The sequence below is a fragment of the Streptomyces sp. NPDC050145 genome (assembly GCF_044460245.1).
In the GTDB taxonomy this organism is placed as follows: Bacteria; Actinomycetota; Actinomycetes; order Streptomycetales; family Streptomycetaceae; genus Streptomyces.
In genome coordinates, this window is sequence record NZ_JBITJS010000003.1 from 350,166 (window position 1) to 372,714 (window position 22,549).

Here is a 22,549-nt window from a genome sequence, read left to right on the forward strand (position 1 = left end):
GTGGCGGGCTCGGCCGCGCCCCCCGTCGCCCTGGCCCCTCCCGGGGGGGCCCGCGCGCGGGGGGGGGGGGGCCCCGCGCGGCTATCGCGCCGGGCGCCCCCCCCCGGGGGGCCCCCGACGAGCATTTCCTCGGGCCGTACTGACTGGAAGTGTCAGACCTCAGGACTTCTTCCATTCGAAAACCCCGTAGGAGCTCTCCAGTACCTCATTGGGCCACTGCTTGTGCACCTTGTCGAGCAATGCGACCTGCTCGTCGACCCACGCCCCCTCCAGCCCGAGAGGCAGGGTGGCGACCGCTCCCGAGCCGGTCGCGTCCTCGACGGTGATCACCGTGTCACCGTCGAGGCCGTCCGGGAAGTCGAACGTCACGACCGGACCGTTGCCCTGGTCCAGCCAGGTCGCCGGCTTCCCTTCCCGCAGGACGGAGAGCACCCCTTGCCAGGCCTGGAGTTCGGCGGGGCGGATCCACACCCGCAGCCGGCCGGAGACGAAGCTGCTCTCGACGACGATCTCCGCGGCGAGGGTGTCGTGGTCCTGGAGCACGCCTGGCCGGAACCTGCCGCTGACCTCGATCCGGAAGGAGTTCTCCGCATCGCGCATGTCGACCAGATTCGCCACGGATATCGATACCTTTCGCAATTTCTTCTCTTAGCCGTTACGGAAATGCCGACGGCCGCCGGTCGGCTCTAATAGGGCTGCTGGAATGTGTTGCGCATGCTCCAGCCATTGTCGTCGAATGCCTCGAGCGTAACAGCGTGCGGGTGGTCTTCTCCCGGGCGGTAATGCGGGGTTGACGAGTAGAGCACAGGGCCCACCATGGCCACGTGACGAGCGACGATCTTCTCGAACTCGTTCATGGGACCGTTGTCGGTCTGGCTGTCGGTGCGGATCACGTTCTCGGGAAGGTCACCACGGCCGCCGAGCGCGGCCGGATGCAGATGCCCTCGCGCGTCTCCGGCCGTGTCGCCGTTACGGAAGCCCGGGGGCTTCAGCCGTCGCGGAACCCTGGTTCCCGTTCCCAGCATGTCCCTGGTGACGATGGCCGCGGTTCCGGATCGCCGCCCGTTCGCGTCGATCCTGCCGTAGTCGATCTCCCCTGTACGGCACGGAGTCAGACCCAGGGGGTCGCTCCACTCGGCGGGGTTGGTGACGTACGCGCTGGGGTTGTCGGCCGGTGCGAGTCCGAGGGGGTCGGGGGTGAGGTAGTGGGTGGTTTCGGGGTCGTAGTGGCGGAAGTAGTTGTAGTGGAGGCCGGTCTCGGGGTCGTAGTACTGGCCCGGGAAGCGCAGTGGGGTGTAGGTGGTGCTGGTGGTGGACCAGGTGGTGGTGCCCCAGAGAGTGGTGCGGGTGTGCCAGGCGGTGTCGCCGTGTTCGTCGAGGAGTTCGGTGGGGGTGCCGACGAGGTCGGTGACGATGGCGTAGAAGCGGGAGTCGATCTCGTCCTGGGCCGCGGTCAGCGCTGATGCCGGGTCGGCGTCGTCGTCGGGGCCGGTGAGGCGTTCGGTCTGGGTGAGGGGGCGGTGGCCGTCGTGGTCCCAGGTGAGGGTGACCGGGCGGGGTGCCTGCGCGGAGACGGTGGTCTGTTCGCAGAGGGTGGTGCCGTCCCAGGTGAAGTCGACGCGTTCGGCGACGGTGGAGCCGTCCTCGGAGATCCGCTGCTTGCTGATGCGGCGGCCGAGGGCGTCGTACTGGTAGCGCCAGAGGGCGCCGTCGGGGGTGGTGACGGAGGTGAGGTGGTCCTCGGCGTCCCAGGTGTAGCGCCAGGTGTCGGGCTTGGCGGACAGGCGGGTCTTCTGGCGCAGGGTGGTGCGGCCGGCGGCGTCGTACTCGTAGCGGACCCGGCCGGCCTTGAGGACGCGGGTGCCTTCGTGGACCCGTTCGCCCCGGGCTTCGGAGCCGGGGTGACGTTCGGGCCAGGTGGCGTAGGTCTGGTTGCCCATGGCGTCGTAGGCGTAGGACTCGGTCCAGTCCTGGGCCGAGAGGCCGGTGACGCGGCCGTTGGTGTCCAGGTCGAAGGTGCGGGTGCCGCTGCGGCTGTCCTCGATGCGGATCAGGTTGCCGTCGGCCCGGTAGTGGTAGTCCCGCTGCCGGACCAGGCCCTCGGTGCCGGTCACCGTCTGGGACGTACGGCGGCCCATCTCGTCGTAGGCGTGCTCGAGGGTGAGGTGCTCACCGATCCGGCGGGCGGTCTCCTTGCCTGCCGCGTCGTGGGCGAAGCGCAGCGTGCGCCCGGCGGTGGTGAGTTCGTCGCGGCGCCCGGCGGCGTCGTAGGTCCAGGCGTTGTGGGCGCCGGACGGGGTGGTGCGGCCGGACAGGCGGCCGAACCGGTCGTAATGCCGGTGCAGAGTACGTCCGTTGACGGATTCGGAGACCACGCGGCCCTGCTCGTCACGCTCGAGCGTGAGCACCGCGTCAGGCGAAGCGGCTTCGCCGAGCTGACCTGACGGATCGTAGGCGTAGGTGGTGACCTGGCCGTCGGCGTCCTTGCGGACCGTGCGACCGAGCAGGTCGCGGTCGAAGGTGATGCGCCGGCCGAGCGCGGTGGTACGGGAGGTCACCTGTCCGGCGGCGTCGTACGTGTAGGTCCGCGTACGGTCGTCGAAGTCGGTCTCCGCGGCCGGGCGCCCCGCGGCATCGTAGACGTACGTCCAGGTCAGCCCCACAGGGTTGGTGACCTGGGTGAGGCGGAGATCGGTGTCGTGGGTGAACTCGTGGCGGAGGCCCTCGGGATCGATGCGGGCGGCGAGCAGGTCGAAATGGGTGTACTCGAACCTGGTGTTGCCGCCCGAACGGTCCGTGTGACTGAGGCAGTTGCCCTCGCCGTCGTACGTCCAGCGCTCCGAACTGCCGTCGGGGTGAACGGACTTGAGGATCTGCCCCTCCGTGTCCCACTCCGCTCGCGTCACCGCACCGACCGGGTCCGTCAGCGCGACGACGCGACCGAAGGCATCGTGCGTGCACGTGGAGACCGCGCCCAGCGGATCGGTCATCTCGACCGTCAGACCGGCCTCGCTGGAACGGACTCGCGTGACGGCCCCGGTCGGGTCCGTGACCGAGGTCAGGCGCCCCTTGTCGTCGAAGGTGAAGCGGGTGGTGCGGCCCTCGGGGTCGGTGACGCCGACGCGGTTGCCGCGATCGTCGTACTCCTGGAGCCAGGTGCGGCCGTCGAAGCCCGTGACGGAGACCGGCAGGCCGAGGGCGTTGTGGACGGCGGTCGACTCCCGGCCGTCGGGACGGACGACGAGAGCGAGGTTCCCGCCGGTGTCGTAACCGAAGCGGACGGTGCGGCCGAGCGGGTCGGTGGTGGACAGGACGCGGTCGCGTTCGACCCGGGCGGTGGCCGGCGGCGCCGCGGCGTCCGCGCCTCCGGCGGCAGCCGTGACGGCCTGCGGTTCCTGGAAGACGTGGGTGGTGGTGTTCCCCAGCTGGTCGGTCACGGCGGTGACCTGGTAGTCGGCGTTGACGCGGTAGGTCTTCCGCCCGCCGAGGGAGTCGGTGTAGTGGGTGAGGCGGCCGCCTTCCTCCAGCTCCTCGTAGGCGAACGTGGAGGAGAGGTAGCCGTCGGGGCCGAGGGTGCGGGTGATGCGCCCGGCGCCGTTGTACTCGTAGCGGTAGGTGGAGTCGTTGCTGTCGGTCCAGGCCGTCATCTGGCCGCGCGCGTCGTAGGTGAAGCGGGTGGTGGCGTCGGTGGAGGTGGTGACGGAGTTGACGAAGCCGAGCCGGTCGTAGCCGAAGGTGCGCAGGGTGACGGGGCCGTCGGGGGTCTGCAGGGCGAGCCCGGTGACGCGGTCGTCGGTCGTGTCGACGGTGATGCGGTAGCCGCCGTCGTGGACGACCTCCTGCGGCATGCCGGTGCCGGTACGGGTGATCGTGACGCCGTTGTGGTTGCGGTCCTCGATCTCGCACAGCCAGTACGCCGGCGACTCGTTCAGCCAGCTCCCCGTGAAGAACCGGGAGACACCCGTCGCACGGTCCTCGATACGGTACGTCGTCGCGCCGTCGACCTGGCCCGCGTGGAACATCGCCATCGCCGGACCGTTGCCCGGCAGCACACCATCGGTGTCCGAAGGCTCGGGCAGCCGGGGGTAGATCAGCAGCGAGCCGTCCTCACGAGCCCAGACCGCACCCTCACCGTGCCCGTCCCGCTCCAAGCGCTCGTCCAGCGTGGACGCCCAGTTCGCACCGAACCAGTGCCCCCACCTGTAGTCGGACAGGTGGGTACGGCGCAGGACGAGCGGAAGGGTGCCGGGCAGCTCGACGTCCCGCTGAGTCATCAGCATCTGGCCGCTGGCGACATCGACCGGGTCGCTGTCGCACTTGCGCAGATCGACCGGGCGGCCCTTCTGCTCGGGGTCCTGCTTCCCGGAGTCCAGCTTCAGCGGATCCTTGCGCGGGTCCTGGTTACCACCCTTGCGGCCGTCGTCGGGCGTCCCGCCGGTGCGCCCGGGGACCTTGCCGCCCCCGTCGCCGCCCTTGCCGCCGGCGACGCTGTTGACCTCGACCCGGTCCGCCTTGTCGCCGGTGTGGCGGTCGGTCCCCTTCTGGTGCCGCGAGGCCGCCTTCACCCGCTTGGGGATCTCGTCGCTGACATGCTTGGCGGTGCGGGTGACCGTTTTCGTGGCCGCGTCCAGGGCCTTCTCCAGGGCGCCGTCGAACGCCTTGGTGAAGCCGTCCTTGCCCTTGGTCCGCCCGAACGCACCTTTGGCCTTGCCGAGATGAACGTGGGTCTTGCTGCCCAGATCGACGCCGTGCAGCGAGACCTTCCCCGCCCCGTCCTCGAACTCCACATGATCGATGTGGGTCCGCTTGCCCGCACGGCCTCCGGCCGAGGCCAGCGCCATCCCGCCACCCGCGGAAGCGAGCTTCGGCCCACCCGGAGAGCCACCACCGCCGTCGGGATTGAAGGCGCCCTCGACGAGGTCGAGCGCCGCGTCGACGGCCATCTCCTCCAGCTTCGCCGTCACCGGCTCCGCCAGCTTGGCGGCGATCTCCGCGAGGATCTCCTCGATCGCCTCCTTGATCAGCCGCTTCGCGATCTGCCGCATCAGGACGATCTCCGCCGCGGCGGCGGCTGCCGACAGTCCTAAGGTGACGCCGGAGGCGGCGAGTTCGGCGACGATCGTCCCGGCGAGGACGCTCAGTTCGACCGCGGCCTTCGTCTTCATCACGACGATGATCTCGGCGATCCGGTCGCACACGAACGCGAACGTCCTGGCCACGTCCGGGATCTTCTCCAGGTGACTGGCCTTCACGTACGACCAGTGCTTCTCCATGGAGTCGACCGCCCAGCCCTCCGAAGAGCTGAGAATGCGCGTGAACGCCTTGTGCGCGTCGCCGCCATGGCCCTCGAACTTCTCCGCGAACTCACGGAGCGAGTCGGCCATGTCCGTGTAGTCGTCCTCATCCACATTCGGCCAGTCCACGCCGATCAGGTCGAGCGCCTGGTCGACGATGTCCGGCAGCACGATGCCCATGTCCCACGATCCCCCGTGTGTCGGTGCGCCCCATAATCGAGAGCATCATCCAGCTAACACTTCGCACGGACGTACTACCTACATCTACGGACCCTCTGTGCGCGTTTGAAACAAGTCGGTGACACGGCAAGGGAATTGACCGGACATCAACGGTCATTTTGTCTGGCGGATGATGGAACACAGGACCGCCCGGATCGGCACGAGTCGGGGCATGAACACGAAAGAGATGCGATGCGGCGCGAACCCCAGACGCTGACGTCCCCGTTCGGCTGGACGGCGACCAGCGATGCCGAGGGCACGACGGTGTCTCTGCGCGATCCGCAAGGGCAGTGTCGAGCGACCTGGAGGCAGCAGGAGCGCGAGGCCCGCCTGCGGGTCGTCCGCCTCCGGCCGCATCGGCACACGGTGCAGCTCCTCGTCGGTGAGAATCCCGCCGGCGAGGCCGTCGTCGACAACGGCCTGCCGCGTGCGGCACGACGGCGGGACCACAACGGGTCGATCGGACTGCACGGCCGCACGTACGACGTGCGGCACACGCGGCGCTGGCGCTCGACGCTGTCGCTGGAGGGCCGCACCGTCGCCGTCGGGCGCAAGGGCTGGTTCGGCAGGTCCGTACTCGAACGTTCCCAGCCCCTCGACCAGGCGGACGAACTCGCGCTCGCCCTCTTCTGGTTCGCCGTAGCTCCGGGCAGGCCGGGGAAGATCTGGATGACTTTCGAGTCCCTCTGATGCCTGATGCCTGATCCAGGGCTCCGGCGTATGAGGTGAAGGGGGCGGTGGGCTCGGGGCTCCCCGCTCCTTCGGCGGCTCGAGGTCTTTGCCGGGAGCGGCGGGTCGTCAGCCCGCGCTCGTCGTGGCCCTACGGCGCCGCGGCCACCACGTCAGGGCCCCGCCCGCCGCCACCGCCCCCGCGGCCAGCGCGCTGATCAGGCCGATCGGAGTGTCCGAGCCCGTGTCGGATACGGTCGGCGCCATGACCGGACGGCCTGACGAGACGTACGACCCGACTCGGCACCCCGACCTGCTCAGGTGGCTCGATGGGCGGGAGTGCGCTCATGAGGACTGGGCCCGACAGGCGTCTCCCGAAAGCGAGTTGGACTTTGGTCCGGAGTCCCTGGAGCTGCTGGACGCCCTGGTCCGGCAGGCCGCGACCTCCTCGCAGGAGATCACGGAGCAGCGGATGACACCCTTCGTGCAGGGTGCGATCTGGTACACGGGCGAGGTGTTCCGCCGTCACAGGGACATGGTGTGGAAGTACGTCCCCGACAACCTCGACGGCGAACTCCACCCGTTCTTCGGCGCGGACGTGGAGACCACCGCCCTCGATCATCCGTGCGTCGGCGATCCCGGCGACACGGAAAGGCACCTGTACATGCTGAACATGATCCGCGGCATCTTCCTCACCGAGGACGACTTCGGCGACCCGGTCGTCAACACCCTCCCGTCCCTCTATGCCGACCCCTACGGCGAGGGCGACACGGATGACGACGATGACGATGAAGACGACGAGAGCGACGAGAGCGACGAGAACGACTGAGAGATCGTCTCAATTGGCTTGATCACTAGGCTGGTGGCCGTGATATCGATGGTGGAGCGTCTGGTACCGGACGGGTTCTGGGTGTTGTTTGAGCGGGTGGTGCCCGCCGCTCCAGTGCGACCCCAGGGCGGGGGCCGACCCAGGTACGGGGACCGGCAGGTACTGGCAGCCATCGTGTTCGTGGCTACGACATGATGTACGTGGCGCCAGCTGCCGCCCGACTTCGGCCCGTCTGGGCCGACCGACCACCGGCGGTTCACGGAGTGGACCCGGGCCCGGGTGTGGGGCAGGCTTCACCGCCTGGTGCTGGATGAGCGCGGCGCCCACGGCGAGTTGGACTGGTCGCGGTGCGCCATCGACTCGGTGAACATGCGGGCGGCGAAAGGCGGACGGTGGCCTGGCCGGCCGGGTGCCGCCGACTTCACCGTCGCTACCAGCGCAGGGCCGGACACGTCCTGGCCCTCGCCGGGATAGCCGCAACTCTGATCTGCTACCGCCGTCTCTCCCGCCTGAAGTGATGCTCAGGTATTGGCCCCTCGTGCCGTGACCTGCCAGCGGTCGATCACCTTGCGGTCTCGGACGACCAACAGCTCATCGGCGAGATTCACCGGCGTGCAGATGTGGTTGGGGACGACGGCGACCATCGAACCAAGGCGTGGCCCCCTCACGCCTTCCGGAAGTCGGACCACGGCGTGGTGCTCCCACAACCCGGTGATAGACCCCTGTGGGAACTGGGGCAGGTAGCCGTGGCCCGTCACCCACGGCGACCGGTCAGAGCCAAGGACCTTGCTACCGACGTCCAGCACGAACCGGTCCGGGGCGGGAACGCTGATCACCGTCGCCGCAGCGGCCAGCGCCAGGTCCTCCACCCCACAGGTGCCGATGGCCAACTGGGTGGCGTCGTTGAACACGTAGACACCCGGCCGCAACTCGTTCACCGCGCTCGGCTGCCACTGCCCCACCGTCGGAGTCGACCCGCCACTGACCACATGGACGTCGAGCCCGAGATCCCGCAGCACCTGTGTGGCCTCGCCCAGCGCACGCTCCTCGTCTCGTGCGGCGCGCTCACGTGCCCGCGCATCGTGACCGTAGCCGTGTCCCGGGAAGGTGAACACGCCGACCACAATGAGCCCCGCGTCGGCGGCCGCCTTCCCGACCTCACCAGCCATGTGAGGCTGCACTCCTGTGCGACGGCTCCCGCTGTCGACCTCAACAAGTACCTCGATGGGCCGGGCGCTGCCGCGCACGGCGTCCCCCAGCCGCTGCGCGCCTTCGACCGACTCCACGCCGACTCTCAGAGCAGCGCCGTCAGCCAACCGACGCAGCCGCTGAGCCTTGTCGGCATCGAGCCACACGGGGTACGCGATGAACAGGTCGTCCACACCGGCCCGGGCGAACGCCTCGGCTTCTCCGATCGTGGCCACCGACAGCCCACGCGCGCCAGCCTGAAGCTGGAAGTCCCCGATCTGCGCGCACTTGTGAGCCTTGGCGTGCGGACGCAGGGCAAACCCTTGAGCCCGCGAAGCCTCGGCCATCCGCGAGATGTTGCCTTCCAGCACATCCGCATCGACCACGAGCGCCGGCGTAGCCAGCCCATCGGGCAGCAGTATCGCCATCTCTTGCCTCCCACCAGGAAAACGTCGAGATGATCATGACAGGTCGGCGGACCAGGACCACAGGGGCATCGCCTCAGGTCACACGCACCAATCGAGACGTCCTCTAAGAAGACGACGAGTAGTGTGACCGAAGTAACCGGTCGGTAACCTGGCCCTCGTCGTGCCACCGGGATTCACTGCACCTCCCCAGCCCGTCCGAGCCCCGTTCGCCTTCCCGGGATCGCGTGGCATCCGACGACGAGGAGACACAGGATGCAGTCGCAGGGAATCAGCAGGCGGGCGATGCTCGCGGGGGCCGGCGGAGTCGGCGCGGCTGTCGCCCTCGGCACGTTCGGCCGGCAGGCGGTGGCGGCCGGGGACGGCACGGCCAAGTTTCCGCTGCCGGACAAGGCCGAGTTGAACGTGCTGATCACGGGGGACGCCGGCACCGGCACACCCGCGCAGTTCGCCGTCGCGGACGCCGCGCGCAAACTGTGCGAGAAGCGCGGCGTCGACCTCGCGATCGGGCTCGGCGACAACATCTACGAGAACGGCCCCGAGGACGTCCTCGACGACGAGTTCGCCACGAAGTTCGAGGAGCCGAACCAGGGCATCGACGTCCCCTGGCTGATGGTGCTCGGCAACCACGACACCAGCGGCATCATCCCCGGCAGCGGCGGCCGGCCGTCCCGCGGCGATCACGAGGTCGCCTATCACCAGCACTCCGCGCGCTGGTACATGCCCGACCGCTACTACTCCGTCGCCGTCCCCCAACGGGCCCCGGTAGCCGAGTTCTTCGCCCTCGACACCACCCCCTTGTCCTCGTACGTCCTGCAGACCGACCCCGAGTACTACTGGAACGGCCCCTTCGCACAGAAGCAGCGCGCCTGGCTGGCCGACTCCCTCGCCGCATCCCGCGCCCGCTGGAAGTTCGTCTTCGCCCACCACCCGCTGCGCAACAACGGCACGCACGGCAACGCCGGTGCGTACGAGGGCATCACGTGCGGCGACTACATGAGCGGCAAGCACGTCAAGAAGCTGTACGAGGAAGTGGTCTGCGGCCAGGCCGAGTTCATCCTCTCCGGCCACGACCACACGCTCCAGATCCTCGACACCGGCGCCGATCACCACGGCACCCAGCAGATCGTCTGTGGCGCCGCCGCGAAGACCAAGGGACGGGCCGACCGCCCCGAGAACAAGGAGTTCTGGGCGGCCTACGACACCCTCGGCTTCATGATGCTCTCGATCAACGCCCACCGCGTCGTCACGGACGCGTACACCGTCGACCCCGAGACGTCCGACTACCGGCACGCGTACCGCCACACACGGACGGATCGCATCGGGGCCTGACCCCGTGCAGTTCGCTCACCACCTCTGTGAGGTCCACGGCTCCCCGGCGAAGCGTTCCGCGAGCCCTCCTACGGGAACTGCTTCTCCTCGCGGCCGATGTCGTCGATCGGGCCGAGGATCGTCCAGCCGGGCCCGAGGGGGCGGGTGGAGCGGAAGCCGTGGGCGTCCGCGTACTCCTCGGCCTCCTCCGCGGTGCCCTCGGGGGCGTGCATGATCGTGTAGCGCGGGGGGTCCTCGTGGTAGAAGCGGTAGAACGTGCGGCCCTCGTCCTTGGGCTGGTAGAGGATCACGCTGACGCCCCAGAGGTCGTCGTACACCTTCTGGTCGCTCGGGGGCGTCGTCGTGCACGTGTCGGAAGGGCGGCCGGGCTCGCGGACGCAGGTCCGGTACTGGCTCCAGTCGATGCGCTCGGCGCGAGGGTGTTCCGCGATCAGCTTCCGCATGCGGGCGTCGGCCCGGGCGAAGGCGTCCTCGCGGCGGTCGTACTCCTGCTGCAGCCGGTCGAAGCGCTGCTCGTCGAGACCGCTGCCGAAGTGGGCCTCCAGGCCCGCGAGGACGGCGATCCGCCAGGCCAGGTAACCGGCCGTCACGACGAGCAGCGTGACGGCCAGGACCCGGCCCGGGGAGCGCCTGCGGGGCATCAGGCCGGCGAGGTCAGAACTGGCCGCTGATGGGGATCTCGATGTCCGCCTGCGCGATCGCCGGGGGGTACTTCCCATCGAACCGGTCATAGTGCTGGAGCGTAAACCAGTCGATGAAGCCGTACGCCGTGATCTCGTCGTCCGGGTCGAGACCGAAGTGGTCGTAGGAGTGGAAGACGAGCTTGCCGGAGAAGGAGTTGCCCTCGACCTTGTAGTCCTTCAGCGAGATCGTCTGGCCGTGGAACTGGTGGATCGCGATGGAGAGGGCGCGCTGGTTGCCGTCCCAGAGCGAGAAGTCGTACACCGGGTACTTCACGTCCTGGCGGAGGAACTCCTGGAAGAGGAGGTTCTTGGAGAGGTCCTCCTGGACCTTGAGCTGATCGGTGCGGCCCTGGTTGTCGATGAGGGACTGCTTGATGATCTGGCCGGCCTTGTCCGTGTACGCCTTCTCCTGCGGTGAGGCGCCGACGGCGCGGGAGAGGGCCGTGCCGGAGCCGCTGTAGAGGTAACGGCCGGGGTCGAAGTTGTCGTCGACGGTGACGGTGCCCGCGCCCTGGCCGCCGCGGCCGTAGCGGAAGGCGTTGCGGAGGTCGTCGACGGACTGGGCGTTGTCGGCGTCGGCGCCGAGCTTGCCGAAGTTCATGATGTCGTTGAACTCGGCCCACATCCAGGACTCGGGCGTGATGCGGGCGACCCAGAACTCCCAGTCGATGTCGGTGAGTTCGTCGAAATTGTAGTCGTTGAAGGTGAGGTCGTCGGCGACGCGCGGGTCGGCCGGGACGGGCGGGTGCAGGGGGTCGGGGGCCTTGCGGTGGCCCTCGAGGAAGGACGACTGGTGGATCAGCATGTCGGTCGGGGGCGGGTCACTCGGGTCTCCGCCGTCGGCGGGGCCGTCGGAGAGGACACGCTTGCCAGGGGCCTTGGGGCCTGCCTTGTCGAAGGCGCGGCTGTCGAGGACGACGTACTTGGCGGAGCCGTCGGCCGTGGCGCCGGCCGTGATCGTACGGCCGCTGCGCCGCTGGCCCGACTGCTTGACGAGGTGGCGGGCCTTCTCGTCGTAGCGGTAGAGAGCCGGTGCGGTGCCCTCCGTACGGTCGCGGTCGAGGCGGAACGTGAGCTTTGCCGCGCCGTTCGTGGGGGCGGAGACCTGGAAGCCGTTGCCGAGGTAGCCCGGCGTGGATTTCGGGAACTCCCGCTGCCTGGCAGGGAGCCTGGTGACCTGGAATCCGCCGACCTGCTTGGCACGCAGGCCCTTGAGCGTGGCCTCGGCGGTGGTGGCGCCGCCGTCCGTGCGGCGGGTCACGTCGAAGGCGGCGTTCTTGGCGCGGGGGGAGGCGTTGAGCCTCGTCTCCTCGCCGTCCTGGACGCCGTCGCCGTCGGTGTCGGCCTTGGTGGGCTCCGTGCGGAGCTTCAGCTCGCGCGCGTCCGAGAGGCCGTCCTGGTCGGTGTCGGCGCGGGTGGGCGTGGTGCGGAGCTGGAGCTCGCGGGCGGTCGTGAGGCCGTCCTTGTCGGGGTCCTCGGCGCCGTCCTTGATGCCGTCACCGTCTGTGTCGGCCTTGAGTGGGCTGCTGAAGCGGTAGCCGAGCTCGGCGAAGTCGGAGAGGCCGTCGCCGTCGGTGTCCTCGTTCTTGGGATCGAGCTTGGCGCGCACCTCCAGGTCATCGGGGAGGCGGTCGCCGTCGGTGTCCTCCGTCGGCGAGATGCCGTGCTTGGCGAAGGACGCCCAGGTCGGGGTGTCAGCCTTGGCCCCGGGCTCGGCGCGGTACCAGACGGTTTCGATCCTGCCCGGCTGGAGGGTGTTCGTGGGGCCGACGCCCTGGAGCGTCGTGCGCGCATCCTGTGGGGCGGCGAGCTTCGCGGCGGAGGTGTCCGTGACCCGGTCGGAGAGCTCGAAGGTCAACGACCACTTGGAGACGGGGTGATCGGAGACGTTCTCGAGCTGGAGCCGGGCGACGTACGAGCCCTCCGTCGCTCTGCCGCGGAGGGCGGCCGGGACCTGGCTCCACGCCGCGTCGCCGGGGGCGACCTGGCGGTAAGCGACGTCGACCGTGTCGTCGCGGTAGAGCGTCGCCCCGTCGGCGGCCGCGCCGTCGCCGGGCGGTCCCGCGGCGGCGGGCACGGCCACGCCGAGGAGAAGGAGTAAGGCCGCGCCGAGGGGCACGGTGGCGCTTCTGTGCATGGGGCCTCCCATGTCTGAAGCCATGTCGGAAGACATGCCTGTCGTCTCGAACTTGCCTTTGTGTAACGGCAGTTCGGAATCGAACGGAGAAGCTAGCAGACGTGAGGGATGGCTCCCAAGGTGCGATCGGGGCAGATTGAGACGTTTGGGAGATTGGTAAGCCCTGCTCCGCTTGTGTTCCTGCTCTTGCTGGGCGCCGGCCTGGGCTCAGCCGCGTGAACGGGGGCTATCCAGTACAGCTCCGATGCCGTGATCACACTCTCCACATCGTGATCATCGCTCAGGTCGGCCCGGGGCCGAGACCGTTCCACAACTACGCTGATCGGGGCAGGCCGCAGTGCGCAAGACAGGGGGAAGCCGTGAACCGACCGCTGCTGTTCCTCGACGTGGAGGGGCCGCTCAACCCTTATGCCGCCCAGTCGGAGAGGCGTCCTGACGGATACACCACACTCAGAGTTCCCCGAAACGATGGCCATGAGGACGACAGGGGTCTCTCGTCCCGACGGCGTCCCCTTCGGGTCTGGCTCAATCCAGAGCATGGGCGATTCCTGCTTCAGCTCGGCTTCGAGCTGTGCTGGGCCACCACATGGATGGACGACGCCAACCAGTGGATCGCACCGGTCCTGAGCCTCCCAGAGCTTCCGTTCGTCGACTTCGGCGACGCTCTCCTCCAAGAACGCCCTGATGGAGTCCACTGGAAGACCGGACCGCTGGTGAACTACGCCGACGGCCGCCCGTTCGCCTGGGTGGACGATGAGCAGAGCAAACTGGATCAGGCGTACGTGACCGCCCACCACGAAGGGCCCGGGCTCCTACACCATGTCAACCCGCGGATGGGCCTACGCGAGAACGACTTCCACACGCTCGCCCAATTCGCCCGGTCCCTGAACATCTCAGTAACCACCGGCTGACGACCTCGCCGGCTCACCAGGTCGCTCCGCGCTCGACGCCAAGATCTTTGCGGGGCAGCCCTCAACGGGGCCTGGGGGGAGCGCTCCAGGTTGGACCGCATGCCATCCACCAGGCTGTACCTGACCTCCCGGTACTGCCTCCGGGCCGCGGTGCACTCTGCGTCCTCACGGGTAAAGACCTGAATCACGCAATCGCGGTATCCCGCCAACTCGTGTGCTGCCTTGAGCGCGAGCCTTACGACAGCGAGAGGCGCTACGAGTTCGAGCTGGTGCTGGCGAGCGTAGACACCTTGATCGCCGATCACGGTGCGTACTGTGTCAGCACGCTCGGCCGCTGTGAGATTGGGATCGCGGCTGGCCTGGGTGATTGCATCATGAGCCAGTGTCAGTGCCTCGACATATTGGCCGTAGGCATTTCGTATGGCCTCGCGGTCCCGCTCGGAGAGCTCCCGCCGCCATCGGACATGGTCCGTGGCGAGGGTGCTCGCAACGCCGATCACAGCACCAAGCGCGGTCGCTACCAGCGTAATCCAATTCATGTGCAGCAGCCTAGGAACACAGGGCAGGCCCTACAGGGGGTTTGACCAGGTCGACCGCCAGCCTGTCGCAGAATCCGGAGCTCTCAGCCGGGCTGCGACCAGGCTCGCCACGCGGTACTGGTAGTTGTCGCCGTGGTCGGTCGCAGGTCCGTCGGTGCACTCGGCGTGGGCACGGACCGAAGCCGCAGGCACGCCGAGGCCACAGCCGCCGAGCTCCTGTCCCACCCCGAGCTGGGCGTGGCAGTCGTCTACTTCGCTCCGTCGCCTTGCGCCCGCTGCTCTGGCAGCATCATGGCACTCCCGCGCGGGGCGCCGACGGCCCGGCATACTCGACGACCTCGGCGTCACCTTCTGCAGCTACTCAACTTGATCGGGTGATGTCGGGTGGCGTGGGCCATTGGTCACCGGCGCCGGTGACCGCCGACCCACATGGACCGACCCTCGGTGTGCATACTGTGACCGGCAGAGGGGCCGTCGTCCGACCGAACGGCGATGGGTAGGGCCGATAGGCCACGGGCCGGGCCGGACGATCAAGGAGACCAGCGATGGATGCCGAGGAGAGCTGGCGCCGCTACGGGCCTCGCCCCGTCGGCGCGGACCTCGACGAGATCCGTGCACTCCTCAGAGAGCACACGGCGCGTGAGCGACGCGCCCAGGGCGAGGGCGACACCGAGCTGATGAGGCTCTGCTGCTTCCAGTTGTTCAACAGCGGCGACCTCGACGACGTGCTCCTGATCTGGAGTGCGAAGCAAGCCAGCTTCGACGCAGCGTGTTCGATCGACATCGAATTCCTACTGGGGCACGGGCTCGACGCGACGAAGGCCCACCTCTCGGCCAACCGTGCTCCTGCTGCGACGGCGGCACTGGATCGACTGCGCGAGGACGAGGCAGACGGTGAATTCGAGGGCTTCTCAGTGGAGGAGCGCTCCGCCTCCTACGACCGGTACTACGGCGACTGACGAATCTGCAGCGCCGGTCAGGCGTCTGTGATGAGGCCGGTGCCCGCAAGGCAGCTGTCGACGAGATCCGGGCGGTACTGGATCTGCTTGAGCCTGCGCTTCACGGCCCTGGTGATCCGGCCCAGGTCGGCTGCGGCGAGGTTGGCGCGTTTGACCAGCGACCAGATGCACTCCTGCTGCGGGTTCAGGTACGGCGCGTAGGTGGGGAGTTGGAACACGGTGAGCCAGGCGGCATTCGCGGCGATGAACTCCCGCATCCCGGCGGTCAGGTGGAGGCGGATGTTGTCCCAGACCTGCACGATCGGTCCGCCGAGCTGGATGCGGGCACGCACCAAGAGGTCGCGGAGGTCCCGCCGGTCGAAGCCCTTCGGCTCGCCCTTGCGCCCTCGGTACTCGCGCGGCTAGCTTCCGCCGGTGGGGCCGGTGTCGTCGCCGGGGGCGGTGAAGACGGTGCGCAGTCGGACGTTGTGTCGGGAGCGCAGGCGGTGGAGCTCGATGAGTGCGATGCCTGTCGCCGCGAGGGCTCCGCCGGCCGACAGCAGGGTGGCCTGCACGGGCCAGTCGGCGACGGGGAAGAACAGGTCCTGCAGGACGAGCGTCCAGACGAACACGACGGTGATCACCGCCGGGAGGGCCGGATGCAGTTCCACCGTGCGGAACATGTGACGCGACAGCGCGGGGATCGCGAACAGCACGAAGCCGAAGCCGCGTGCGGCGGCATAGGTGGCCACCACGAGAATCGGGACGATCACCGCACCGTTCAGGCTGTGATCGGAGCGCGCGTTCGACGCCCACAGGATCGCCGCGACGCTCGCGACCGTCAGCAGCACATGCCCGAAGAACGCCCCCAGGGCGACCGCGGGCCCCCGCAGGCGGCGCCCGAGCTGGTTCCCGAGCCCGCGGCGGGCCGCGAGGGCGTACACCACCACGACCACGAGAGAGGTGGCGGCGAGGGCCGCGGGTGCGATGAGCAGCCGCAGGCCGCTGTCCACCGCCCACACTCCCAGCGTCACCTGTCCCGATGACAGCAACGGCGCTTTGATCACTGTCCCGATCAGCAGGCCGCCGTAGAAGCGGGTGACCTGAAGTCCGTCGATCAGCCGGTCGGGAGGCAGCGGCGGCCGCTCCGTCTCCATCCAACGCCGCACCAGGAGACGGTCCTTGTGCTCGACCTCAGCCCCGCCCACCCGAGAAGCCATGGGCCGATCATGGCAGGACGGAACAGCGGAGGACAGGGTTCCTTTCGCGCTGCCCGGCTGCCAGTTGTGAGCGCCCGTGGTGGCTGCAGGGACATTAGCGTCATCACCAGAGAGGCCCCGAGGGCAGTCCGGCCCAGGACGCCCCGGCCCAGGCTGTTGACGAACGGCCGGTTGTGGGGCCAGATGGGCCGACCACGTGGACGCATCGCCGGCGTGCGCGAAGCGGTGCTCAGAGCTGGATGGACTTCATCACCGTGAACTCGGTGAAGCCGTGGACTCCGTACTCGCGGCCGTGGCCGGACTGGCCGTAACCGCCGAACGGTGCCGTTGGGTTGAACGCCGCGCCGTTGATCTCGACCTGTCCGGTGCGCATGCGCCCGGCAACGCTCAGGGCACAACCGGCTCCACCGGCTGCCCGACCACGCCCTGGCCTACCAACTGACGCATCCCTGCGCCGTGCACAGAGAGTCCTCGCAGACCGAGTCGCCCGCCGCGCGCGTACCCGGAGCTGACCACCACGCTGCGCACCTGGCTCGCCCACGACCTGGACCGCGCCCGCACCGCCCAGTCCCTCAACGTCCCCCCAACACCGTCAACAACCGCCTGCGCAAGATCGAGAAGACCCTCGGCACCGATCTCTCCTCCTTCGCGGCGTTGTACGAGATCGCTTCCGCGATGACCGCCGATGCCTGGCGTTCGCCCAGCATGGACCAGGGCTCTGCGTAATCGGCCTGAGCAGGCCGGGCGCGACGCGGACCCGCCCGACACACGCCCCAGTAATTCCTCAGTAGCGGGCCCTCTTTGCGATTCCGGCACGCGTAGCTTCCCGGGCGGCGGCTTCATGACCGGCCCCGGTGGGCGTGAACTGCTGTTCTCCGGAGGCGAAAAGAGCCTGCTCCTCGTCCGTCACAGCGGTCGCCGACGCGCAGCCACCGAGCGCGGTAGCGGGGGAGTTCCGCGGTCGCACCTGCCGACCACACATGTGTACACGTCCACAAGTGAGCACCTGGAACGCATTGTTCAGGCGGGGCTGCGCTATTTGCATGGCTGCATCCGACATTCGTGCATGCAGCACCCACACCGGAGGGGAACCGTGCGGACCTCAGGACGCAGACGTACCGCTCACATACGTACCGGCAAAGATCGAGGCATGGCTGTTGGCCAGGGAGTGGCGGCGCTGGTGGCTGCCGCGGGCCTGATGATGGTCGGCATGCCCGCTGCCCACGCTGCCGAGACGGCAGGCTCCGTGGCCTCCACCGATGACACCGACACCCCGTCGCTGGTGACCGGGCTCCACGAGCAGGCCTCCGCGGCGGACAGCCCCGCCGACGCGGCGCGCGGCCACCTGAAGGCGAACAAGGGTCGCTACCACATCGCTGACACCTCGGCGGAAAGTCTCCGCTCCGTCGGCACCACGACCGACAAGGCTGGCCGGGAAACGGTCCGGCTCCAGCAGAAGTACCAGGGCGTGGAGGTACTCGGCGGCCAGTACGTGGTCCGGATGGAGAAGAAGTCCGGCAAGCGCACCGTCACCGGCACCTCCGGCAAGTACTTCACCGAGCTGAAACTCGACTCGGTCACCCCGAAGGTCTCCGAGAAGGTCGCGGTGCAGCGCGCCGTCGGTTCCGTCTCCGCGCAGCTCGGCGGCGCCCCGCTGCACACCCCGGCGCACGGCAAGAAGGCCACGAACACCGCCCCGCTCGACGGCAAGGTCACCGGCCTGACGATCCTGCCCAAGGGCGCCGGTGTGCTCACCCGGCACATCACGGTCACCGGCGTGAACCCGGCCGACGGCACACCCGTCCAGCAGGAGGTGTACGTCGACGCGCGCTCAGGCTTCCCGCTGCTCCAGTACAGCTCCATACAGACGTTCGGCACGGCAGGCGCGGAGGCGGACGCCACGGGCGACACCGGCACCGCCCCCACGACCGACGAAGCCACCACGGACTCCCAGCTCGTGGTCAAGGGCTCCGGCACCCGCTACAACGGCGAGAAGGCCGAACTCAACCTGTACCAGGGCGCCGACGGCGCCTACCAGATGATCGACTACGGCTTCCGGACCCCGGAGAGCCCGTACAGCGGCCCCATGCTGCAGACCTACGACGCCCGGGGCGTCGACGTCTCCAGGGCCTCCGGCGTCTGGCCCTCCGGCATCAAGACCTTCAAGTCCGACACCCCTGAACTCGGCGCGGACTTCACCAACTCCGGTGCCGTGGACGCCCACTGGGCCGCCGGCAAGGTGTACGGCTACTACAAGGACCACTTCGGCCGTAAGGGACTCGACGGCAAGGACGGGTACATGTACTCGCTCGTCGGCGTCACCGCCAACGGCCGGGCGTACAACAATGCCTTCTGGGACGGCGCCAAGATGGTGTACGGCCAGGGCGGAGGCGACTACCGCACCTTCTCCGCCGACACCGACGTCGTCGGCCACGAGATGACGCACGGCGTCACCGAGCACTCCGCGGGACTCGTCTACGCGGGCCAGTCCGGCGCGATCAACGAGGCGGTCTCCGACTACTTCGGCAACGCGATCGACCTGGAGGCCAACGGCCAGTCGATGGACGACCCGGACTCCGGCCTGCTCGGCGAGGACCTGTGCACGACCCTCTCGCCGCGCGAGTGCGCCCTGCGTGACCTGAACAACGACATGACGACGTCGAAGGACCTCGTCGGCGCCTCGTTCCGTGGTGACAACGGCGGCGTGCACCTCAACTCGCCGATCTTCTCCGGCGCGCTGTGGGACATCCGGAAGAGCTTCGGCGGCAACCTCGCCGACCAGGTCGTCTACCGCGCCCTGACCGCGTACATGACGCCGATCGACGGCTTCACCGAGGGCCGCGCCGCGGTCATCGCCGCCGCCCAGGAGCTGGGCGCCACCAAGGCGCAGATCAAGACCGCCGAGGACGCCTTCGCCCGGCACGGCATCACTCCTGGATGGGAGTCGAAGCTCGGCACGGACGCGGACACGCTGTTGTCCAAGGTCAACGTCGCGGGCACCGGAGTCGGCGCGGGCGGCGGCATGTACGCCGTCTCCCGCTCCAACGAGGACGGCAGCGAGCCGTACTCGGTGTGGGTCGGCAGCAGCGACGGCAAGGGCGCGCCGCGCCAAGTGAGCGCGAACAACGGCAACTACAACGTCTACGCCTCCACCGACGGCAAGAACGTGGCCTGGGCCGAGTACGCCGCCGACGCCGTGAAGATCCATGTCCGCCCGGTGGACGGAGGCGTGGACAAGATCGTCGGTGGGATCGGGGCCAACCTGAACTCGCTCACGCTGAAGGGCGATCTCATCGCCTACAGCTACACCAACCCCCAGTCCGGGTCCCCCCAGAGCAGTGCGTTGAACATCAGGACGGGCGAGGTCACGCAGCTCTCCAGCAACCCTGTCGAGGTCACCGTCCTGCCCTCGATCCACGACGGCAAGGTCGCCTACGCGAAAATGTGGGCGGAGTCCGACGGCTACAAGCTGGGTGTCGAGGTACTCGACACCGCGACCGGCAAGAAGCAGCTGATGCCGATCGACAAGAACTCTGTCTACGCCCTCGGCCAGACCGCCTTCACCGACGACGGTGTCTTCTGGATCGAGGACAACGACGGCACCGACTCCGGGCGGGCCGCCGTCATGCGCGCGAACTCCGACGGCACGCAGCGCACCACCGTCGTCCCGGAGGCGGGCGCCGGCTCGCTGTACGCGTACTCGCTGACGGCCTCGGACGACGCGGTGACCGTCACCGACCTGCCGCCGGCCACCACGTGGGACAACGCGACGCTGCCGAAGCTGTACCAGGTCGCGCCCGACGGCAAGGGGGGTGCCCAGCGGGTCTCCTGCAACCGGGGCGACCAGGTCTACCCGTCCGCGGACACCGGGCAGCGGGTGCTGTGGCTGGACGGCACCACCAGCTACACCGACCTCGTGAAGCGGGACAGGCCGGCCGGCAAGTGCTGACCCGTCCCATCTGAACACGGCGGCGGCCGGACTCCCGGAATCGGGAGCCCGGCCCCTCCGTCTACAGCGTCAGCCAACCCCTGAGCGTCGCCCTCACCCCTGCCTGGAATCGCGTCTGTGCGTCCAGCATCGTCATGAGACGGGTGATACGTCGGCGGACCGTGTGGACGTGGAGGTCGAGACGTCGAGCCATCGCCTCGTCCTTGAGGCCCGAGGCGAGGAGGGTCAGCAGTTCGCGGTCCTCGTCCGTGATCTCGTCGGGGGAGTCCGCGCCGATCGGCACCGCACGTTCCCACACCGCGTCGAAGAGCGGGACGAGGGCGTGGCTGAGGAGGGAGTCGCCGACGACGAGCGCCGAAGCCGTGGGGTCGGCGGCGTCCGTGGGCGGGAGCAGGGTCACCCGGCGGTCGACCATGAACAGCTTCGTCGGCAGATCCTTGCCCACCCGGATCTGAACGCCCTGCGAGGCAAGGTCGTTGAGGCCCCGAGCACGTCCCGAGAAGGTGAGGCCCGCCCGGTCCACGACCGTTCGCACCCGCGCCCCGCGCCGCACGGGAGCCGCCACATCGAGCGGTGTGGGCATGCCGTCCGGCTGGCTGGATGCGTACGGCGGCCGGTCGAGCAGTGCCACCTCCGTGGTGGCGGAGGCCAGCATCGTTGCGACACGCTCCGCGATGGCGCGGCCGCCGCGCACCGTCTCGATGCCCATGGCCCGGACGTCCGCGGTTGTTGCCGCGAGGAGACCGGCCGCCAGTCGATCGACAGCCCCGGTCAGGTCCTCCAACTCCGCTGAACGACGCAGCAGTTCGGCCTGCTGTCGGTGGATGAGATTGCGCAGCGCCGTGGCGGGAGGAACGGCGAGCGGGAGCGCGTCCCCGTGCGGCGCGGGCAGGGTGCAGCCGTGCTCGGCGAGATGGCCGAGGGCATCGGCGACCCGGTGTGGAGGCAGTCCCGTCGTGCGGGCGAGCGCCGCCCGCGAGCCGGTGTCAGCGGCGTTGAGCAGTGCTTCGTAGACCAGCAGTTCTTCCTTGCCGAGCCCCAGAGCCTGCCACTGCGCTTCGTCCTGCCCCACTGATGTCATCAGGGGATTTTCGGCCGAATGTGCAGGCCACACAAGTGTGTGCCGTCAGATCGCCGAGGTGGAGTTGAATGCCGTCGGGTCGTGCGCGGGGACGCCGGCACCCTGTGTATACCGGTGCCGGCTGCGCAGCTCGCGTGGTGACAGGCCGAACTCGGCTCGGAAGGCCTTCGAGAAGTGGCTCGCGTCGGGGAGCCCCCAGCGGGCTGCGACGGCGTACGCGGGGACGTGTGCCTGGGCGGGGTCGAGGAGGTCCCGGCGGATGCGGTCGAGGCGGTGGCGGCGGACCAGGTCGCCGAGGGTCTCGCCGTGCCGGCTGAAGAGGGCGTGCAGCGAGCGGACCGACATGTGGTGGCACGCGGCGACGGCCGCCGGCGTGAGCGGTGTCTGCAGGTTGCGGTCGATGTGCGCGACGATTCGGTCGAACAGGGGCGGGGCGGGTGTCTCCCGGTACGGCACGCTGCGGGCCAGCGTGCGGACGAGGCCGCCCAGATGCTCACCCATCTCGCTGCGGGTCAGCGGGCCCAAGGCGCTGGTGCATTCGGCGAGTTCGGCGAGCATGGCGCCCAGTACCCGGCCGAGCGGGGAGCCGGGCAATCGGGGGTTGGCGGTGAGGTCGCGGCCGCCGCAGACCATGCGGGCGGTGGCGGGGTCGAGGGAGAGCACGAACCACCGGTGGCGGCCCGTGAGGTCGAGCCGGTACGGGCGGTCGCCCGAGTACAGGACGAACTCGCCGGGCGCGACGGGGCAGTTGCGGCCGTCCTGCTCGAGGACGGCGCCCCCGGACAGCAGCAGGCCGAGGGTGCCCGCGTCGCGTGCGACGGTCCGGGCGTGGGGGCTGACCCGTACCGGGGTGTCGCCGCGGATGTCGCAGGAGTTGAGGAGGCCCAGTGGTTCGGGCCGCAGGTCGGCGGCGTAGGGGGCGGTCGCGGTGACGAGCACGGTGTCGGAGGCCGCCCTGCGGTCGGTCGAGCCGGTGTCGAGGTAGCCGTAGACGAACGTGCCGCTGTCCTGGGACTCCATCGGCATCCCGCGCTCCTTTCGCGCTCGCGGACCAGAACTGTGCGCTCACGCACCAGTTCCGGCCGCGGAATGGGCAGATGCTCGCACTCACCCGACGGCAAGCGGAAGTGAGAAG

At 69.1% G+C, this 22,549-nt stretch carries 16 protein-coding genes and 2 pseudogenes; 7 read left to right on the forward strand and 11 right to left on the reverse strand.

Annotated features, from left to right (window positions below):
- Positions 1 to 159: 159 nt before the first annotated feature.
- Positions 160 to 618, reverse strand: a complete 459-nt coding sequence (locus ACIBTU_RS08290; protein WP_399125160.1) for a DUF5959 family protein — start codon at positions 616 to 618, stop codon at positions 160 to 162.
- A gap of 68 nt (positions 619 to 686) precedes the next feature.
- Positions 687 to 5,474 carry a DUF6531 domain-containing protein gene (locus ACIBTU_RS08295; protein WP_399125161.1) on the reverse strand — a complete coding sequence of 1,596 codons (4,788 nt, stop codon included), beginning with the start codon at positions 5,472 to 5,474 and terminating at the stop codon, positions 687 to 689.
- A gap of 231 nt (positions 5,475 to 5,705) precedes the next feature.
- Between ACIBTU_RS08295 and ACIBTU_RS08300 the strand changes: the two genes are divergently transcribed.
- Entirely contained in the window at positions 5,706 to 6,203 is a 498-nt protein-coding gene (locus ACIBTU_RS08300) for a hypothetical protein (RefSeq protein WP_399125162.1), read from the forward strand.
- 108 nt (positions 6,204 to 6,311) lie between these two features.
- Here the strand turns inward: ACIBTU_RS08300 and ACIBTU_RS08305 are convergent, their stop codons facing one another.
- Entirely contained in the window at positions 6,312 to 6,449 is a 138-nt protein-coding gene (locus ACIBTU_RS08305; protein WP_399125163.1) for a hypothetical protein, read from the reverse strand.
- Here ACIBTU_RS08305 and ACIBTU_RS08310 point away from each other — a divergent pair.
- Both ACIBTU_RS08310 and ACIBTU_RS08315 read left to right on the forward strand, forming a co-directional pair.
- Positions 6,448 to 7,011: a hypothetical protein gene (locus ACIBTU_RS08310; protein WP_399125164.1), complete on the forward strand. Its 564-nt coding sequence runs from the start codon at positions 6,448 to 6,450 to the stop codon at positions 7,009 to 7,011. The genes ACIBTU_RS08305 and ACIBTU_RS08310 overlap by 2 nt on opposite strands.
- Before the next feature lie 48 nt (positions 7,012 to 7,059).
- Positions 7,060 to 7,529, forward strand: a pseudogene (locus ACIBTU_RS08315) (transposase).
- Between the two features lie 3 nt (positions 7,530 to 7,532).
- Here the strand turns inward: ACIBTU_RS08315 and ACIBTU_RS08320 are convergent.
- Positions 7,533 to 8,627 (reverse strand): alanine racemase, encoded by a 1,095-nt coding sequence (locus tag ACIBTU_RS08320; RefSeq protein ID WP_399125165.1) that lies wholly within the window; start codon positions 8,625 to 8,627, stop codon positions 7,533 to 7,535.
- A gap of 252 nt (positions 8,628 to 8,879) precedes the next feature.
- On the opposite strand from ACIBTU_RS08320, the gene ACIBTU_RS08325 reads away from it, so the two are divergent.
- Complete coding sequence (locus tag ACIBTU_RS08325; protein ID WP_399125166.1) at positions 8,880 to 9,956, forward strand: metallophosphoesterase; 1,077 nt, start codon at positions 8,880 to 8,882, stop codon at positions 9,954 to 9,956.
- A gap of 68 nt (positions 9,957 to 10,024) precedes the next feature.
- Here ACIBTU_RS08325 and ACIBTU_RS08330 read toward each other — a convergent pair whose 3' ends face one another.
- Both ACIBTU_RS08330 and ACIBTU_RS08335 read right to left on the reverse strand, forming a co-directional pair.
- Positions 10,025 to 10,597: a hypothetical protein gene (locus ACIBTU_RS08330; RefSeq protein ID WP_399125167.1), complete on the reverse strand. Its 573-nt coding sequence runs from the start codon at positions 10,595 to 10,597 to the stop codon at positions 10,025 to 10,027.
- 13 nt (positions 10,598 to 10,610) lie between these two features.
- A complete protein-coding gene (locus tag ACIBTU_RS08335) occupies positions 10,611 to 12,776 on the reverse strand; it encodes a DUF3289 family protein (protein ID WP_399125169.1) in 2,166 nt (721 codons plus the stop codon).
- 359 nt (positions 12,777 to 13,135) lie between these two features.
- Between ACIBTU_RS08335 and ACIBTU_RS08340 the strand changes: the two genes are divergently transcribed.
- Both ACIBTU_RS08340 and ACIBTU_RS08345 read left to right on the forward strand, forming a co-directional pair.
- Positions 13,136 to 13,687, forward strand: coding sequence for a hypothetical protein (locus tag ACIBTU_RS08340; RefSeq protein ID WP_399125170.1), 552 nt, complete (start codon positions 13,136 to 13,138; stop codon positions 13,685 to 13,687).
- Positions 13,688 to 14,771: 1,084 nt separating this feature from the next.
- Positions 14,772 to 15,185, forward strand: a complete 414-nt coding sequence (locus ACIBTU_RS08345; RefSeq protein WP_399125171.1) for a hypothetical protein — start codon at positions 14,772 to 14,774, stop codon at positions 15,183 to 15,185.
- Between the two features lie 17 nt (positions 15,186 to 15,202).
- On the opposite strand, the pseudogene ACIBTU_RS08350 reads toward ACIBTU_RS08345, so the two are convergent.
- The 3 genes and pseudogenes from ACIBTU_RS08350 to ACIBTU_RS08360 all read right to left on the reverse strand — a co-directional run.
- Positions 15,203 to 15,523, reverse strand: a pseudogene (locus tag ACIBTU_RS08350) (transposase); the annotation flags it as partial.
- A 63-nt stretch (positions 15,524 to 15,586) separates the two neighbouring features.
- Positions 15,587 to 16,384, reverse strand: coding sequence for a hypothetical protein (locus ACIBTU_RS08355; RefSeq protein ID WP_399125172.1), 798 nt, complete (start codon positions 16,382 to 16,384; stop codon positions 15,587 to 15,589).
- 229 nt (positions 16,385 to 16,613) lie between these two features.
- The gene (locus ACIBTU_RS08360) at positions 16,614 to 16,925 is read right to left on the reverse strand and encodes an aldehyde dehydrogenase family protein (RefSeq protein ID WP_399125173.1); all 312 of its coding nucleotides are present in this window, start codon (positions 16,923 to 16,925) and stop codon (positions 16,614 to 16,616) included.
- 609 nt (positions 16,926 to 17,534) lie between these two features.
- Between ACIBTU_RS08360 and ACIBTU_RS08365 the strand changes: the two genes are divergently transcribed.
- Positions 17,535 to 20,333, forward strand: coding sequence for a M4 family metallopeptidase (locus ACIBTU_RS08365; RefSeq protein ID WP_399125174.1), 2,799 nt, complete (start codon positions 17,535 to 17,537; stop codon positions 20,331 to 20,333).
- A 61-nt stretch (positions 20,334 to 20,394) separates the two neighbouring features.
- Here the strand turns inward: ACIBTU_RS08365 and ACIBTU_RS08370 are convergent, their stop codons facing one another.
- Positions 20,395 to 21,414, reverse strand: a complete 1,020-nt coding sequence (locus tag ACIBTU_RS08370; protein WP_399125175.1) for a LuxR family transcriptional regulator — start codon at positions 21,412 to 21,414, stop codon at positions 20,395 to 20,397.
- Positions 21,415 to 21,459: 45 nt separating this feature from the next.
- Complete coding sequence (locus ACIBTU_RS08375; RefSeq protein ID WP_399125176.1) at positions 21,460 to 22,440, reverse strand: helix-turn-helix domain-containing protein; 981 nt, start codon at positions 22,438 to 22,440, stop codon at positions 21,460 to 21,462.
- Positions 22,441 to 22,549 lie beyond the last annotated feature (109 nt).

What these genes read in the sequence shown, in the direction of transcription:
- ACIBTU_RS08375 (WP_399125176.1), bottom strand. Translation starts at nt 22,440, where the DNA reads ATGCCGATGGAGTCCCAGGACAGCGGCACGTTCGTCTACGGCTACCTC.
- ACIBTU_RS08310 (WP_399125164.1), top strand. Translation starts at nt 6,448, where the DNA reads ATGACCGGACGGCCTGACGAGACGTACGACCCGACTCGGCACCCCGAC.
- ACIBTU_RS08355 (WP_399125172.1), bottom strand. Translation starts at nt 16,384, where the DNA reads ATGGCTTCTCGGGTGGGCGGGGCTGAGGTCGAGCACAAGGACCGTCTC.
- ACIBTU_RS08335 (WP_399125169.1), bottom strand. Translation starts at nt 12,776, where the DNA reads ATGCACAGAAGCGCCACCGTGCCCCTCGGCGCGGCCTTACTCCTTCTC.
- ACIBTU_RS08370 (WP_399125175.1), bottom strand. Translation starts at nt 21,414, where the DNA reads ATGACATCAGTGGGGCAGGACGAAGCGCAGTGGCAGGCTCTGGGGCTC.
- ACIBTU_RS08345 (WP_399125171.1), top strand. Translation starts at nt 14,772, where the DNA reads ATGGATGCCGAGGAGAGCTGGCGCCGCTACGGGCCTCGCCCCGTCGGC.
- ACIBTU_RS08295 (WP_399125161.1), bottom strand. Translation starts at nt 5,474, where the DNA reads ATGGGCATCGTGCTGCCGGACATCGTCGACCAGGCGCTCGACCTGATC.
- ACIBTU_RS08365 (WP_399125174.1), top strand. Translation starts at nt 17,535, where the DNA reads ATGGCTGTTGGCCAGGGAGTGGCGGCGCTGGTGGCTGCCGCGGGCCTG.
- ACIBTU_RS08330 (WP_399125167.1), bottom strand. Translation starts at nt 10,597, where the DNA reads ATGCCCCGCAGGCGCTCCCCGGGCCGGGTCCTGGCCGTCACGCTGCTC.
- ACIBTU_RS08320 (WP_399125165.1), bottom strand. Translation starts at nt 8,627, where the DNA reads ATGGCGATACTGCTGCCCGATGGGCTGGCTACGCCGGCGCTCGTGGTC.
- ACIBTU_RS08300 (WP_399125162.1), top strand. Translation starts at nt 5,706, where the DNA reads ATGCGGCGCGAACCCCAGACGCTGACGTCCCCGTTCGGCTGGACGGCG.
- ACIBTU_RS08305 (WP_399125163.1), bottom strand. Translation starts at nt 6,449, where the DNA reads ATGGCGCCGACCGTATCCGACACGGGCTCGGACACTCCGATCGGCCTG.
- ACIBTU_RS08325 (WP_399125166.1), top strand. Translation starts at nt 8,880, where the DNA reads ATGCAGTCGCAGGGAATCAGCAGGCGGGCGATGCTCGCGGGGGCCGGC.